At 66.5% G+C, this 13,766-nt stretch carries 15 protein-coding genes and 1 tRNA gene; 8 read left to right on the forward strand and 8 right to left on the reverse strand.

Annotation, left to right across the window (positions count from 1 at the left end; genetic code table 11):
• The first annotated feature begins 183 nt into the window (after positions 1–183).
• From A6M56_RS22525 to pcp, 8 genes are all read left to right on the forward strand, one after another.
• Positions 184–1,395, forward strand: a complete 1,212-nt coding sequence (locus A6M56_RS22525; protein WP_102079958.1) for a multidrug effflux MFS transporter — start codon at positions 184–186, stop codon at positions 1,393–1,395.
• 270 nt (positions 1,396–1,665) lie between these two features.
• Positions 1,666–2,313, forward strand: a complete 648-nt coding sequence (gene pxpB, locus A6M56_RS22530; RefSeq protein ID WP_102079957.1) for a 5-oxoprolinase subunit PxpB — start codon at positions 1,666–1,668, stop codon at positions 2,311–2,313.
• The gene (locus A6M56_RS22535) at positions 2,310–3,359 is read left to right on the forward strand and encodes a 5-oxoprolinase subunit C family protein (RefSeq protein WP_102079956.1); all 1,050 of its coding nucleotides are present in this window, start codon (positions 2,310–2,312) and stop codon (positions 3,357–3,359) included. The genes pxpB and A6M56_RS22535 overlap by 4 nt, the downstream gene beginning before the upstream one ends.
• Before the next feature lie 16 nt (positions 3,360–3,375).
• Positions 3,376–4,119 (forward strand): 5-oxoprolinase subunit PxpA, encoded by a 744-nt coding sequence (gene pxpA / locus A6M56_RS22540; protein WP_045787288.1) that lies wholly within the window; start codon positions 3,376–3,378, stop codon positions 4,117–4,119.
• A 59-nt stretch (positions 4,120–4,178) separates the two neighbouring features.
• Positions 4,179–4,901: a DUF969 domain-containing protein gene (locus A6M56_RS22545; protein ID WP_045787287.1), complete on the forward strand. Its 723-nt coding sequence runs from the start codon at positions 4,179–4,181 to the stop codon at positions 4,899–4,901.
• A 3-nt stretch (positions 4,902–4,904) separates the two neighbouring features.
• Positions 4,905–5,861, forward strand: a complete 957-nt coding sequence (locus A6M56_RS22550; protein ID WP_045787286.1) for a DUF979 domain-containing protein — start codon at positions 4,905–4,907, stop codon at positions 5,859–5,861.
• A 138-nt stretch (positions 5,862–5,999) separates the two neighbouring features.
• Entirely contained in the window at positions 6,000–7,025 is a 1,026-nt protein-coding gene (locus tag A6M56_RS22555) for a TRAP transporter substrate-binding protein (protein WP_045787285.1), read from the forward strand.
• Between the two features lie 78 nt (positions 7,026–7,103).
• Positions 7,104–7,751 carry a pyroglutamyl-peptidase I gene (gene pcp, locus A6M56_RS22560; protein ID WP_045787284.1) on the forward strand — a complete coding sequence of 216 codons (648 nt, stop codon included), beginning with the start codon at positions 7,104–7,106 and terminating at the stop codon, positions 7,749–7,751.
• A 25-nt stretch (positions 7,752–7,776) separates the two neighbouring features.
• Here the strand turns inward: pcp and A6M56_RS22565 are convergent, their stop codons facing one another.
• From A6M56_RS22565 to A6M56_RS22600, 8 genes are all read right to left on the reverse strand, one after another.
• A complete protein-coding gene (locus tag A6M56_RS22565; RefSeq protein WP_257984046.1) occupies positions 7,777–8,499 on the reverse strand; it encodes a ribonuclease E in 723 nt (240 codons plus the stop codon).
• 192 nt (positions 8,500–8,691) lie between these two features.
• Positions 8,692–9,324: a DUF2968 domain-containing protein gene (locus A6M56_RS22570; RefSeq protein WP_045787282.1), complete on the reverse strand. Its 633-nt coding sequence runs from the start codon at positions 9,322–9,324 to the stop codon at positions 8,692–8,694.
• A gap of 35 nt (positions 9,325–9,359) precedes the next feature.
• Positions 9,360–9,548 carry a hypothetical protein gene (locus A6M56_RS22575; RefSeq protein ID WP_238587561.1) on the reverse strand — a complete coding sequence of 63 codons (189 nt, stop codon included), beginning with the start codon at positions 9,546–9,548 and terminating at the stop codon, positions 9,360–9,362.
• A gap of 321 nt (positions 9,549–9,869) precedes the next feature.
• A tRNA-Ser gene (locus tag A6M56_RS22580) sits at positions 9,870–9,959 on the reverse strand.
• 74 nt (positions 9,960–10,033) lie between these two features.
• Positions 10,034–11,302, reverse strand: coding sequence for a radical SAM family heme chaperone HemW (gene hemW, locus A6M56_RS22585; protein WP_045787281.1), 1,269 nt, complete (start codon positions 11,300–11,302; stop codon positions 10,034–10,036).
• A 7-nt stretch (positions 11,303–11,309) separates the two neighbouring features.
• Positions 11,310–11,915, reverse strand: coding sequence for an RdgB/HAM1 family non-canonical purine NTP pyrophosphatase (gene rdgB / locus A6M56_RS22590; RefSeq protein ID WP_045787903.1), 606 nt, complete (start codon positions 11,913–11,915; stop codon positions 11,310–11,312).
• Positions 11,916–11,935: 20 nt separating this feature from the next.
• Positions 11,936–12,652, reverse strand: coding sequence for a ribonuclease PH (gene rph / locus A6M56_RS22595; RefSeq protein ID WP_045787280.1), 717 nt, complete (start codon positions 12,650–12,652; stop codon positions 11,936–11,938).
• A gap of 100 nt (positions 12,653–12,752) precedes the next feature.
• Positions 12,753–13,667: a PP2C family protein-serine/threonine phosphatase gene (locus tag A6M56_RS22600; RefSeq protein ID WP_045787279.1), complete on the reverse strand. Its 915-nt coding sequence runs from the start codon at positions 13,665–13,667 to the stop codon at positions 12,753–12,755.
• Positions 13,668–13,766: the final 99 nt, after the last annotated feature.

Raw genomic sequence — 13,766 nt, forward strand, 5'->3', positions numbered from 1 at the left:
CCACGTTGATCTGCCGGTCGCAACTTGTCATGCCGAGGTATCCACGTGGCGGGGGCCGCTCTCGCGTGGGGCGCGCAGGCGATTTTGCACCCACGCGGTGCGCGGCGGCGTTTGCGAGTTTGCGCTACAGTTCACTGTTTGCCCCGGCACGGAAGCCATCCCTGCCGCGCGTCCCGCATTCTCATGACCGCTCCCAATCCCCGATCCCGCGTGCCGGGCCCGATTCCCGGCTGGCTTCTCTTGCTCGGCGCGCTGACCGCCGTCGGCCCGCTTTCCGTCGACATGTATCTACCGAGCTTGCCGACCATCGCGCGCGAGCTGAACACATCGTCCGCGGCAGCCGGTCTCACGCTCACCGTCTTCCTGATCAGCCTGGCAATCGGCCAGCTCATCTACGGGCCCGCCAGCGACCGGTTCGGCCGCAAGCCGCCGCTCTATATCGGCCTGGCAATGTACGTGGCCGCTTCCATCGGCTGCGCATTCGCCCAGGACGCCACCACGCTGGCGGCCCTGCGCGGCGTGCAGGGCTTCGGCGGCTGCGCCGGCATGGTGATCGCGCGCGCGGCCGTGCGCGACCGCATGGACCCGGCCGGCGCGGCGCAGGCTTATTCCACGCTGATGCTGGTGATGGGTGTGGCACCCATCCTGGCGCCCATGATCGGCGGGGCAGTGCTGCAGGTGGCGTCGTGGCGCGTCATCTTTGTGCTGCTCGCGGCGTTCGGGCTGGCATCGCTGGTGGCCGTGCACTACCTCATGCGCGAATCGCTGGCGCCGGAGCAGGCCCGCAGGCTGGCCGTCGGCCACGTGCTGCGCGACTACTGGGAATTGCTGCGCGATCGCCACTACGCCGCCTACATGTGGTGCGGCGCGGTGTTCCTGTCGGGCATGTTTGCATACATCACCGTGTCGTCGTTTGTGCTGATCGACGGCTATGGGCTGACGCCGTCGCGCTACGCCTGGGTGTTCGGCAGCAACGCGGCGGGGATGATCGCGGCCTCGCGTGTGAATGTGCGGCTGGTGCGCAAGTACTCGCCGGTGCGGGTGCTGCGCCGGGCGCTGTGGGTGCCGACGATCACGAGCGTGCTGGCCGCACTGGCCGCCGTCGCCGGCTTTACGCCGTTGCCGCTCGTGCTGGCGGCGCTGTTCTGCTACATCGCCTCGATCGGCTGCATTTCGCCCAACACCGGCGCGTTGGCGATGGCCGGACAGGGCGCCCGCGCAGGCACGGGCTCGGCGTTGATGGGCGCCATGCAGTTCGGCCTCGGCATGGTGACCGGCACCGTGGTCGCCGCCATCGGGCAGACCGCGCTACCGTTGCTCGGCATGATGGCCATCTGCGCCGTCGCCGCGCTCGTCCTCGGCTTGCGCATTACGCGCGAAGAGCCGACGGCCTGATTCCTGCACCCTTCTGCGCCCGGGCTCTCCGGGCGTTTTCACGTTGATGGGTGGGGCGCCCGCGTGCGGTTCTTCCCCCCGTATGCCCGGTGCCTATCATGAAAGTGGGCCGGTCGCGCTGGCAGTTGACGCCCGCCGATCCCGGACGGACTAAGGGTTACTTCTTATATAGAATTTATCAACGTTTTATTAACGTATCGCTTTCGTTTTCAATCGCGCACGGTTTTGCCGGGATCTCCCGCGAATCGCGCACACGAGACGGGGGTTAAGTTGCAGTGCACGATTCACCGGCTGGGCGAACTGGCGCTGTTGTGCGAGGTGCCGCCGCCGGCGACCTTGAACTGTCAGCAGCGCATCTGGGCCATGGCTTCGCGCGCGTCCAACTGGCCGGATGTGGTCGACGTGGTCCCCGGCATGAACAACCTGACGCTCGTGTTCGGTCCGCTGGCCGACGCGCAACGGCTTGAAACGCAACTGCGCGAGGCCTGGGAAGAAAGCGAGGCGCTGGTCGCCGACGGCAAGCTCGTCGACATCGAAGTGGCCTACGGCGGCGAGGAGGGTCCCGATCTGCGCGAGGTGGCCAGGCACACCGGGCTGACGCCGGCCGAGGTCGTGCGCCGCCATACCGCGCCCGAATACATCGTGTACTTCCTGGGCTTCCAGCCAGGCTTTGCCTATATGGGCGGCCTCGACAAGTCGCTGGCCACGCCACGCCGCGCCGAGCCGCGCATGGCGGTGCCGGCCGGATCCGTGGGCATTGGCGGCGAGCAGACCGGCATCTACCCGGCCGCGTCGCCAGGCGGCTGGCAACTGATCGGCCGTACGGATGCAGCGCTCTTCATGCCGCAGCGCAATCCTCCGGCGTTGCTGTCGCCCGGAGACCGCGTCCACTTTGTTGCCTCGAAGGTGCGCGTATGAGTGCCAAGCTCCAGCCGATGATCGAGATCGTGCGGGCCGGCGTGCTCGCGTCGGTGCAGGATCTGGGCCGCACCGGATACCGCCGCTTTGGCGTGTGTACGTCCGGCGCGCTCGATCCGCTGTCGCTGTACGTCGGCAACCGCCTCGTCGGCAACCCCAGCAATGCGGCCGGTATCGAGTTCACGTTGGGCAACGCCACGCTGCGCTTCCATGCGAATGGCCTGATCGCGCTGACGGGCGCTGACTGCCGGGCGACGCTCGACGGCGCCCCGGTGCACGCCTGGCGCGCGATTCCGGTGCAGCGCGGGCAAACGCTGACACTGCGCGTGGCACAGGGCGGCGTGCGGGCGTATCTGTGCGTGGCCGGCGGCATCGATGTGCCGGAAATGATGGGCTCGCGCAGTACCGACCTGAAGGCCGGCTTCGGCGGCTTTGAGGGCCGCCCGCTCAAAGACGGCGACAGGCTGCCCGTGCTGCCAGCGGACACCACATACGCGCCCGACATCAGCGGCGACGCCGTCGCCGTGAAAGCCGCGCGCTGGACGTTCGACCGCACGCATCACGACACCCCGATCATCCGCGTGCTGCCCGGCCCCGAATACGACGACTTCCTCGCCGATGCGCAGGCCGCGTTCTGGGAATCCGACTGGACGCTCACGCCAAACAGCAACCGCATGGGGTTCCGCTTGCAGGGGCCCGAGCTTGCCCGCAAGAAGCAGCGCAGCGGCGATCTGCTCTCCCACGGCGTGGTGCCAGGCGTGATCCAGGTGCCGCCCTCGGGCCAGCCCATCGTCCTGATGGCCGACGCGCAGACCACCGGCGGCTATCCGAAGATCGCCACGGTCATCCTCGCCGACCAGTGGCGCCTGGCGCAGATTCCGCTGGGGCAGCGCATCCGCTTCGAACGCGTGACGCTGGAACAGGCCGAAGCCGCCCGCGCCGACGTGGCACGTTATCTGCAGCAAATCGAAACCGCGCTGGATTGGCAGCGCCAGGGCATTCTCTCGACCGCGCGGCGCACCGCGCGCACGCGATTGAACGCCTGATGCACCGGAAAACATCATGACGACGATCGATCTGAACGCCGACCTGGGCGAAGGCTGCGAAAACGATGAGGCGCTGCTCAAGCTCGTGAGCTCCGCCAACGTCGCATGCGGCTGGCACGCCGGCGACGTCAACACCATGCGCCGGACGGTGGCGTGGGCACTGCGCGAAGGCGTCTCGATCGGCGCGCATCCGAGCTTTCCCGACCGCGAGAACTTCGGCCGCACGGAGATGCACCTGCCGCCCGAAGAGATCTACGCCGGCGTGCTGTTCCAGATCGGCGGCCTCGCAGCCATCGTGCGCGCGCAGGGCGGCAAACTCGCGCACGTGAAGGCGCACGGTGCGCTCTACAACCAGGCGTCGCGTGACCGGCCGCTGGCCATGGCCGTCGTGCGCGCGATCCGCGATTTCGATCCGTCGCTGGTCGTGTTCGGCCTTGCCGGCGGCGAGCTCATCAAAGCCGCGCGCGAGCTGGGCCTGCATGTCAAGGAAGAGGTGTTTGCCGATCGGGGTTACAACGCCGACGGCTCGCTCGTCAAACGCGGCACGCCCGGCGCGCTGATCGACGACGAAGACGCCGCGCTGGACCAGACGCTGACGATGGTGCGCGAACAGCGTGTGAAGGCCATCGACGGCACGTGGGTTCCGATCCGCGCGGAAACGGTTTGTCTGCACGGCGACGGCGCGCATGCGCTGGCGTTCGCGCGACGCATTCGGGAACGGCTTGGCAGCGAAGGCATCGCTGTCCGCGCCGGCGCCTGAACCATGATGGCCCCGTCCTTGCGGCGGGGCTTTTTTGACCTTTGGGGGGGAAGCACCACATGAGTACGGCAGTGAATCTATGGCCGCTGATCGGGGTGGTCGTCATCATCGCGGGGTTCATCCTGCGATTCAATCCGATGCTGGTGGTGGCCGTGGCCGCCATCGCTACCGGTTTTGCGGCGTCGATGTCCATCGAACAAATCCTGACGGCGATCGGGACGGGCATCGTCAAGACGCGGACCTTGCCGCTGATCATCCTGCTGCCGCTCGCGGTGGTGGGCCTGCTCGAGCGCCACGGCTTGCGTGAGCATGCGCAGAACTGGATCGCGCGCATTCAATCGGCCACCGTTGGCCGTCTGCTGATCGTCTATCTCGCCGTGCGCGAGCTGACGGCCGCTGCCGGTCTGACGAGCCTCGGCGGTCATCCGCAGATGGTGCGTCCGCTGCTGGCCCCGATGGCAGAAGGCGCTGCCGAGAACCGTTTCGGCAAGCTGCCGGCGCCGGTGCGCGAACGCCTGCTGGCCTTCTGCGCTGCCACCGACAACGTCGGCCTGTTCTTCGGCGAAGACATCTTCGTGGCCTTCGGCGCCATCGCGCTGATGCACACGTTCCTGCTGGGCTCGGGCATCGACGTGGAACCGCTGCATATCGCCGTGTGGGGCATCCCGACCGCGATCTGCGCGTTCCTGATCCATTCCGTGCGCCTCAAGCGCCTGGACGGCTGGCTGGCCCGCGAGCTGGGCGGCGCCAACACCAACGCGGCTGCGGCCAAGCAGGGGTAAGCCATGATTCTGTCGATCAACTATCTGTACTGGCTGGCCGGGATCATCCTGACGATCACCGCGCTGATGACCTTTGCCGACAAGCACCACCCGCGCCGCTGGACCACGGGCCTGTTCTGGGCGATCTTCGCCGTCATCTTCCTGGTCGGCGACAAGATTCCGCCGATCGTGGTGGGGGTGGGCGCCGTGGTGATGGCGCTGCTGGCGGGCATGGGCGGCGTCACGCTCGGCAAGCACGGCGAGCTGTCGGTGGAGGAACGCCGCGCCTCGGCCAAGCGCCTGGGCAACCGCCTCTTCATCCCGGCGCTGACCATTCCGGTGGTCACCGTCATCGGCAGCGTGTTCCTGAAGGACGTGAAGATCGGTGGCGACTTGCTGCTCGATCCGAAGAACCAGACCTTCGTCTCGCTGGGCCTGGGCTGCATCATCTCGCTGGCGCTGGCGTGCTGGTTGACGCGTGACACGCCGGTGCAGGCCATGCGTGAGTCGCGTCGGCTGACGGAGTCGCTCGGCTGGGCGCTGGTGCTGCCGCAGATGCTGGCCATGCTGGGTCTCGTCTTTGCCGATGCCGGCGTGGGCAAGGCCGTGGCGCACCTGACCACCGCCTACATCAACATGGACTATCGCCTCGTCGCAGTCATCGTCTATTGCGTGGGCATGGCGCTGTTTACCGTCATCATGGGCAATGGCTTTGCCGCTTTCCCGGTCATGACCGGCGGGGTGGGCGTGCCCATCCTGGTGGGCGTGTTCCATGCGAACCCAGCGGTCATGGCGGCCATCGGCATGTTCTCGGGCTACTGCGGCACGCTCATGACGCCGATGGCGGCCAACTTCAACATCGTGCCGGCGGCGCTGCTGGAGCTGTCCGACAAGAACGCCGTCATCAAGGCGCAGGTGCCGACGGCGCTGATGTTGCTTGCAGCCAATATCGTGCTCTTGTACTTCCTGATGCTCCACTAATCGTGTTTAATGCGACGCGTGCGGTGCGCGTCACGCTGGCGGTTCTCAGCCGGCGGACGCCGCCAAGCGCGGTCGCTGCCCGCGAGACAAGGGCACGCGGTCGTAGACCTCGCATCGTGCTCTTCTCCGGGGGGATTCATGAGCAGCCAGATGACGAGCGGCCGTTCCATGTCGGGACGCCGCTTTTTTTGTGTTCTCGCAGCCAGCGCGCTGTCGTTGATTTCCGCCGCGCAAGCCTGTGCGGAAACGCTCCGAGTGGCCACGCCGTATCCGGCCCTCAATTTCCATACGCAAAACCTGCAGGCCTTCGCAGATGCGGTCAGCAGCGCCACCAATGGCGGGCTCAAGCTTGAGGTCTATCCGAACGGCACGCTGCTCAAGCCGGCCGCGATCTTTGACGGTGTCAAGGAAGGCAAGGCCGAGGCGGGCGAAGTGATGCTGTCGACGTTGGCCCAGCGCGATCCGCTCTTCGGCGTGGATTCGATTCCCTTTGTGGTATCGGGCTACAACGATGCGCGCCTGCTGTGGGAAGCCTCGCGCGGCCACATCGAAGCCTTGATGAAGGCCAACGGACTGCACTTGCTGTATGCCGTGCCCTGGCCGCCGCAGAACCTGTATTCCGAAACACCGATTGCCCGTTTGTCTGACCTGAAGGGACATCGTTTGCGTACGTATAACGCGGCGCAAAAGCGCATTGCCGAGTTGTATGGCGCGCAGGCCGTGCAGGTGGAAGCCGCCGATCTGACCGCCGCGATTGCCGGTGGCCGCATCGACACCATGGTCACCTCGCCGTCCACCGGTCTGGAGACGAAGGCCGGCCAGCGCATGACGTATTACTACAAGGTCAATGCGTGGATTCCGAAGAATGCCGTGTTCGTGAACGAGGCGCGCTTTGCCAAGCTCCCGCCCGCGATGCAGCAGACGGTGCTCAAGCTCGCCAAGGATTACGAGGCGCGCGGTTGGGATTCCAGCCGCCAGACCTACGAGCGCGATGAAGCCGAACTCGCCAAGACCGGCGTGCGCGTGCTCAATCCCGACGTGACCCTGCAGGGCGACATGCGCCGCCTGGGCGAGCGTCTGACGCGTGAATGGCTGCACACCGCGGGCACGGACGAAGTCGACATCCTGTTGAACTTCGAGAACAAGCGCAGCAAGGCACACTGACGCCGCAACGCGCTTGGGCATGATGTTCGACGGACGTTTATCATCGTTTTTGTCTTACGCAGCAAGCAGGAGAACGTCATGCCTACCGTCCTCGTCACCGGCTTCGATCCGTTCGAGAACGAACCCATCAATCCGTCGTGGGAAGCCGTGCGCACCCTCGATGGACAGGGAATCGCAGGCGCCGACATCGTCGCGCGCCAGTTGCCGACCATCTTTGGCGAGTCCAACAAAGTGCTCGGCAAGTTGCTGCAGACGCTACAGCCGGATGTCGTGATCGCCGTGGGGCAGGCCGGTGGCCGTGCCGAGATGGCTGTCGAGCGCATCGCCATCAATGTCGACGATGCGCGCATTGCGGACAACGCCGGCAAGCAACCGATCGATATCGCCATCGCGAGTGACGGGCCGGCCGCGTATTTTTCAACGCTGCCGATCAAGACGATCGTGCGCGAACTGCGTGCGGGCGGTGTTCCCGCGTCCGTCTCGCAGACGGCGGGCACCTTTGTCTGCAATCACGTCTTCTATGGGTTGATGCACGCCATCGCCCGCCACAAGCTGCCCACGCGCGGCGGCTTCATCCACATCCCGTATCTGCCGTCGCAGGCGGCCAAGCACCCGGGGCAACCCAGCATGGCGCACGACACCATCGTCGCCGGGCTGCGCATCGCCATCGAGACAACGCTGCGCACGCTGCACGACGTACGCGAAACCGGCGGCCAGTTGCACTGAGCCGGCGCGGCGGCACGCGCTCCGGTCAGTCTGTGAAGCGCGTATGCCGTTGCAGTTCGATGCGCACCGGCGTGCCCGGCGCTGCATAGGCTGAGGTGATCGGCGCCGTGTCGGTCGTCGGCCATTCGACTTCGATCGTCGCTGGCGCTTCGTCGTGCAATGCGGGCGAGCGCAGCAACTTCGGTGGCGTCGGCGCGGCGGCCCGCACCAGGGGGCGCGGTCGACGCGGTTTCGCCGGCAACTGCGCTACGGCTGACTCTGCTGCGGCGATGGCCGGCGCGGCAACTTTCGTTTCGTCGAGCGCCATGTCGGCCGCCGGGACCACGTGGGCTACGGGTGTGGCAACGACCTCGGATTCCGTGGCTTCATTTGGTTCCGTGGACGCCGCCTCTGACGCAGGGGCATGCTGGAGCGAAAGGGGCGGTACGGTCTGCGGGGCGAGGGCGGCCACGGTTGCTTGCTCCAACTCTGCGGCTGCCTGCCCATGCTGCCCGGTCCACCAGCCAAGCAACGCTGCCGCCAATGTGCATGCCATGCCAATGGACAGCACGGTCATGCGTTGACGCCACTGCCCATGGCCCGCTGTACCGGTGTCAACGCATGTGTCGGCTACCGGCTCGATCGGTGCGCTTACCTGCGTTGTCGCGCTGGGCTGCGCGCTGTCGAGTGCTGGCCCGAATGGCGGCGGCATACGCACCAAGCCCGGGAGGCGCAGGTGTCCGTCGATGATGAAGTTGGGGGATTCCAAGTCCGTCTCCGCTGGTGGCCGCAGCGCGCATCCGAGCTGGCTGCGCAAGCAGGCGCCATGCTAAGCGGGAGATGGACGGTGGTCGATCAGATTGCTCTTAACTCGATGCGCGTTGCGAAGGCGGAGAGGATGCCGGCCTGCCGCAGTTGCGCCAGGCCGGGAAGGTGAATGTCAAAGACCTTGACTAGACGTTTAGGGCGTCGGCGACCAGTGCGGATCGTTGAGTTGCTTTTCCAGCAGGCGGATCTGCTGCTGCAGCGATTCGACCTGCGCCTGGTACGCCCGGCGCTCGATGTCCAGCGCCTTCGTTTCCTGACGCATGGTCTGCTGTTCGGTCAGCATCTTCCGGCGCTGCGCCTGCATGATGCGAACTTCCTCGCTGAGCGAGGCGGCGCGCTGCTGAGCTGCCTGGGCTTCGCGCTCCAGTTGCGCCTTCTGGCCGGCCGTGACGGCGCGGCGCAGATCGTCTTCCGCCCACGTACGGGTTTGGCTGGCCAGCGTTTCGTACGCGCCCTCGGCCGGAGCGACCGACGCAAACTTGTAAACACGCCACAGTTCTTTGCGATACGACAGGGCGACGTAGGCCGTGGTGTCTTCGTTGACCAGCAGCAGGCTCGTGCCGTAGTCGCCGTTGTAGGTCGTGCGCAGTTCGGTCAGGCGCTTCTGCGCCAGCAATTGCTGCAGTTCTGCGACGGTGCCGCCCGACGCAGCCGTGGACACTGCCGGGGCTTGTGGCGCACTGGCTTGCGCGTGGACGAGGCCGGCGCCCGCAACCGAGGCTGCGGCAACGAACGTGAGGACGGTTCGGCGGAGGACGAAAGACATCGCAAGGTTCAGAAATCGGAGGCGACGCGACTATATCAGCTTTGTGCGCCCGGCCCCGCAGCGAGCGTACCGATTTGACCTTCCGTCGCCTTTGAATCATGGCGGCGTCGCGCCTCGGCCACGATGCAATGCCATTCGCTGAATAAGACGCGCTCGCGGAACATCTCGATCAGGAAGTCGCCGACGTCCTGATGCCGCTTTGACGTGCCAAGCGCGGCTTTCAAGCGCCGAAACTCTCTCTGCAAACGCGTGACGCGAGCCCGTGCGTTGGCCTGTTGCAATGAGCCGATGGGGAATGTTCTTACGGATCTTCGGCCGCTGCCAGCGCTCGCACGAGATCGGCGCGTTGCTGTTGGAGCGATTCAATCTCGCGCTCGAGGTTGCGACTGGTTAGTGGGGAAGGGGACTGCGATTGCTCGCGGCGCCCGACGCCAATCGGGTGGCCGGGCACATGGCAAGGTTGGCGTACCGGTGACAAAGGAAACCCGGCGAGCGCAAGCGCTCCCCCACCAAGGCCCGGCCTTGGGGCAGGTGGGAGGGGGAATTGGCGGAAGCGGTGAGATTCGAACTCACGGATGGGTCACCCCATCGGCAGTTTTCAAGACTGCTGCCTTAAACCACTCGGCCACGCTTCCCTGGACTTTGCTACGCAGTGCGTGCAAGGTCGCCATTGTAACGGCACCCGGTGCAACTTGGCACCGGGTCGCTGTCAGTTTTCGTCGTCGGACAGGAACAGCGCCTGCAGGTCGTTCAGGAATCGCTGGCCAAGCTCGGTGGGGCGGATGGCCACGTGGTCGCGCGTGAGCAGGCCGCGCTGCTCGGCCGCATCGAGTTCGCGCTCGATGGAACGCAGCGGCAGGCCGGTGCGCTCCTGGAACAGCGTGACGGGGAAACCGTCCGTCAGGCGCAGCGCGTTGAGCATGAATTCGAACGGCAGGTCGGCCGCGTCCACTTCCCGCTGCTCCTGCACGAGCGCCGCGCCGCCGGCGCTCTCGGCGTTGCGCAGATACGTGTCCGGATGCTTGTGCCGCATCTCGCGGATGACCCGGTGCGGAAAGCTGAGCTTGCCGTGGGCACCCGGCCCGATGCCGAGGTAATCGCCGAACTGCCAGTAGTTCAGGTTGTGCTTGCAGCGTTTGCCGGGCCTGGCATATGCCGACACCTCGTAGTGCTGGTAGCCCGCCGCGGCCAGCCGCGCGTGAATCCAGTCCTGCATCGCAAACGCCGTGTCGTCGTCCGGCAGTGCGGGCGGGTACTTGGCGAAGTACGTGTTCGGCTCCAGCGTCAGGTGATACAGCGACACGTGGTTCGTCTCGAACGACAGCGCGGCTTCCACGTCGGCCTCGCATTCGGCGAGGGTCTGGCCGGGCAGCGCGAACATCAGGTCGAGGTTGATGTTGTCGAAGTGTGCCCGGGCGATCTCGATGGCGGCACGCGCCTCGGCCGCGCTGTGGATGCGGCCCAGCGCCTGCAGGTGCTTGTCATTGAAGCTCTGGATGCCGATCGACAGCCGGTTCACCCCGCTGGCGCGGTAGCTGCGGAAGCGCTCGGCTTCGAACGTGCCCGGGTTGGCTTCCATCGTGATCTCGGCATCGGCGTCCACGGGCAGCAGCATGCGGATGTCCGACAGCAGGCGGTCCAGTCCCTGCGCGGAGAGCAGGCTCGGCGTGCCTCCGCCGATGAAGATGGTGTGCACGGGGCGGCCCCAGACCATCGGCAGCGCGGCCTCCAGGTCCTGCCGCACGGCCGCCAGGAAGCGCGCTTCCGGGATGCCGTGTTCCGGCTCCGCATGCGAGTTGAAATCGCAGTACGGGCACTTGCGCACGCACCACGGCACGTGCACGTACAGGGACAGCGGCGGCGAGGCGGGCAGGCTGATCTTGCCGGGCTGCAAAAAGACGGAGGTGACCTTGTCGCCCGTCTCGGCGGGTGGCGCGGGGGGCGTCCTGCCAGCGCCGGCTGGATGAATCGGGATCATGGAAACGTCAGGCGTTGTCAAACTGGCGCAGGCGCTGGACCAACCGTCCGAGCGCCTGTGCCCGATGGCTCACGCGGTTCTTCTCGGCCTTGGACAGTTCGGCCGCAGTCTTGCCGAGGTCCGGGAGCAGGAAATGCGGGTCGTAGCCGAAGCCACCGTCGCCGCGCGGAGTGTCGATCACCTGGCCGAACCAGTTGCCCTCGGCGATGATGGGCTGTGGGTCGTCGGCATGGCGCACATAGACGAGCACACAAACATAGTGCGCGCCGCGGTCGGCCTTGCCTGCGAGCTCGCGCACGAGGCGGGCGTTGTTGGCGGCGTCGGACTTCTCTTCGCCGGCCAGTTGCGCATAGCGGGCGGAGTACACGCCGGGTGCGCCGCCCAGCGCATGCACGCAGATGCCGGAGTCGTCGGCCAGCGCCGGCAGGCCCGACGCGCGGCTTGCATGGCGCGCCTTGGTCAGCGCGTTTTCCACGAACGTGGCGTACGGTTCTTCCGCTTCGGGAATACCCAGTGCGCCCTGCGGCGTCACGTCGAAGCCGAGCGGGGCGAGCAGGGCGTTGAATTCCGCCAGCTTGCCGGCGTTGTTGGAGGCGAGCACGATCTTGCGCATGGCTGCCGCGACGGTTGCGCTCACAGGCCCAGCGCCTGCTTCTGCAGGCCGATTAGTTCGCGGATGCCCTTGTCGGCGAGGCCGAGCAGCGCCTCCATTTCGGCGCGCGTGAAGGGCGTGCCTTCGGCCGTGCCCTGCACCTCCACAAAGCCGCCGCTGCCCGTCATGACGACGTTCATGTCGGTGTCGCACGCGGAGTCTTCGGGGTAGTCGAGGTCGAGCACCGGCACGCCGTCGACCACGCCGACCGAGACGGCCGCCACGAAATCGCGGATGGGCTCGCCCACGAGCAGGCCTCTTTCGCGCATCACCGAAACGGCGTCATGTGCGGCGACGAATGCGCCGGTAATGCTGGCGGTGCGCGTGCCGCCGTCCGCCTGCAGCACGTCGCAATCGAGGTGCAGGGTATGTTCGCCCAGTGCGGCCAGGTCAAACACCGAGCGCATCGCGCGGCCGATCAGGCGCTGGATCTCCTGCGTGCGGCCGGTCTGCTTGCCGCGCGCGGCTTCGCGGTCGGAGCGGGTGTGCGTCGAGCGCGGCAGCATGCCGTATTCGGCCGTCACCCAGCCTTCGCCGCTGCCTTTCTTGTGGGGCGGCACCTTGGGCAGCACGCTTGCCGTGCAGAGCACTTGCGTGTCGCCAAAGCACACCAGCACCGAGCCTTCGGCATGGCGTGTGAAGTGGCGGGTGAGGGTGACGGGGCGGAGTTGGTCGGGCTGGCGGCCGCTGGGTCGCATGTGGGGTCTCGCTTGAGAAAACGTGTAGCCCGACATGATACCGGCCCGCGCTGCCAGCGTGATGCTGGCAGGGCGGGCCGGCGGCGTGCAGACCAGCGGCTCAGCGCGTCAGGTTGCTCGTCTTGTCGATGGCGGCGCGGATCTCGGCGATCGAGCGCTCGATCTCTTCCTCCGACATCAGCCCCGATTCGCCGCTGGGCGCGTCAAGGATGGACGTGGTGAAGGCGTTCAGCGGCAGGGTGTCGGTCTGCACCGAATCCTGCGTGGTCGTCACCGCATCGAGTTCCCACATCATGGCGATGGCCGTGGTGTTGTCCGCCGTGTCGCCGGCGTTGCGCAGGGCGCGCGCGATGAGCTCCGGAATGGCCTGCGTGACGGAGAAGCTCGTGCAGGTGTCGACCAGTTCGTCTTCCTGCACGCTGCCCCACAGGCCGTCGGAGCACAGCATGGCGACGTCGCCGGGCTCCAGGTTGACCGGCCCGCCGATGTCGATCAGCGGCAGGTTGGGTGAGCCCAGGCAGTTGTAGATCTTGTTGCGCTCGGGATGGTTGGCCACCTGCATCGGCAGCACGCGGTCTTGCTGCAGCAGGTTCTCGATCTTGGAGTGATCGCGCGTGCGCGTGACGAGCGCGCCTTTGCGCATCAGGTACATGCGCGAGTCGCCCGCGTGCGCCCAATGCAGGGCACCGCGCTGCGCCAGGGCGCAGACGATCGTCGTGCGCGGTGCATCGGGCAGGCCGTTGGTCTCGGCATAGCGGTGGATGTCGCGGTGCGCGAGCATGATGCCTTCATGCAGGAAATCGCGCGGATTGCGGATGGACGGGCGGGCGTGGCGCTGGAACTGGCGCGCCATGGTCTGCAGCGCCTGCTGGGCCGCGACTTCGCCCAGGGAGTGTCCGCCCAGACCGTCGCACAGCACCATGAGCATGGCGTCGCGCGTGAAGCAGTAGCCCATGCGGTCCTGGTTGACGCGTCGCGCGCCCTTCTTGCTTTCTTGATAAACCGAGAAACGCATCGTGGCAGTGAGGTTTCGATCAAAAGGGAAAACGGTGCAGCGGCTGGTCGCGTCCAGTGCTGCACCGTTGGAATGTAAAAATCATACTCCGCGCGAGCG

Origin of the sequence: Ralstonia sp. RL (assembly GCF_001683835.1) — a bacterium.
GTDB lineage: Bacteria > Pseudomonadota > Gammaproteobacteria > Burkholderiales > Burkholderiaceae > Ralstonia > Ralstonia mannitolilytica.

Bases quoted from the DNA above. Each gene is read 5' to 3' on its own strand.
- A6M56_RS22525 (WP_102079958.1), top strand. From the start codon at position 184: ATGACCGCTCCCAATCCCCGATCCCGCGTGCCGGGCCCGATTCCCGGC.
- A6M56_RS22535 (WP_102079956.1), top strand. From the start codon at position 2,310: ATGAGTGCCAAGCTCCAGCCGATGATCGAGATCGTGCGGGCCGGCGTG.
- pxpA (WP_045787288.1), top strand. From the start codon at position 3,376: ATGACGACGATCGATCTGAACGCCGACCTGGGCGAAGGCTGCGAAAAC.
- A6M56_RS22545 (WP_045787287.1), top strand. From the start codon at position 4,179: ATGAGTACGGCAGTGAATCTATGGCCGCTGATCGGGGTGGTCGTCATC.
- A6M56_RS22550 (WP_045787286.1), top strand. From the start codon at position 4,905: ATGATTCTGTCGATCAACTATCTGTACTGGCTGGCCGGGATCATCCTG.
- A6M56_RS22555 (WP_045787285.1), top strand. From the start codon at position 6,000: ATGAGCAGCCAGATGACGAGCGGCCGTTCCATGTCGGGACGCCGCTTT.
- pcp (WP_045787284.1), top strand. From the start codon at position 7,104: ATGCCTACCGTCCTCGTCACCGGCTTCGATCCGTTCGAGAACGAACCC.
- A6M56_RS22570 (WP_045787282.1), bottom strand. From the start codon at position 9,324: ATGTCTTTCGTCCTCCGCCGAACCGTCCTCACGTTCGTTGCCGCAGCC.
- hemW (WP_045787281.1), bottom strand. From the start codon at position 11,302: ATGATCCCGATTCATCCAGCCGGCGCTGGCAGGACGCCCCCCGCGCCA.
- rdgB (WP_045787903.1), bottom strand. From the start codon at position 11,915: ATGCGCAAGATCGTGCTCGCCTCCAACAACGCCGGCAAGCTGGCGGAA.
- rph (WP_045787280.1), bottom strand. From the start codon at position 12,652: ATGCGACCCAGCGGCCGCCAGCCCGACCAACTCCGCCCCGTCACCCTC.
- A6M56_RS22600 (WP_045787279.1), bottom strand. From the start codon at position 13,667: ATGCGTTTCTCGGTTTATCAAGAAAGCAAGAAGGGCGCGCGACGCGTC.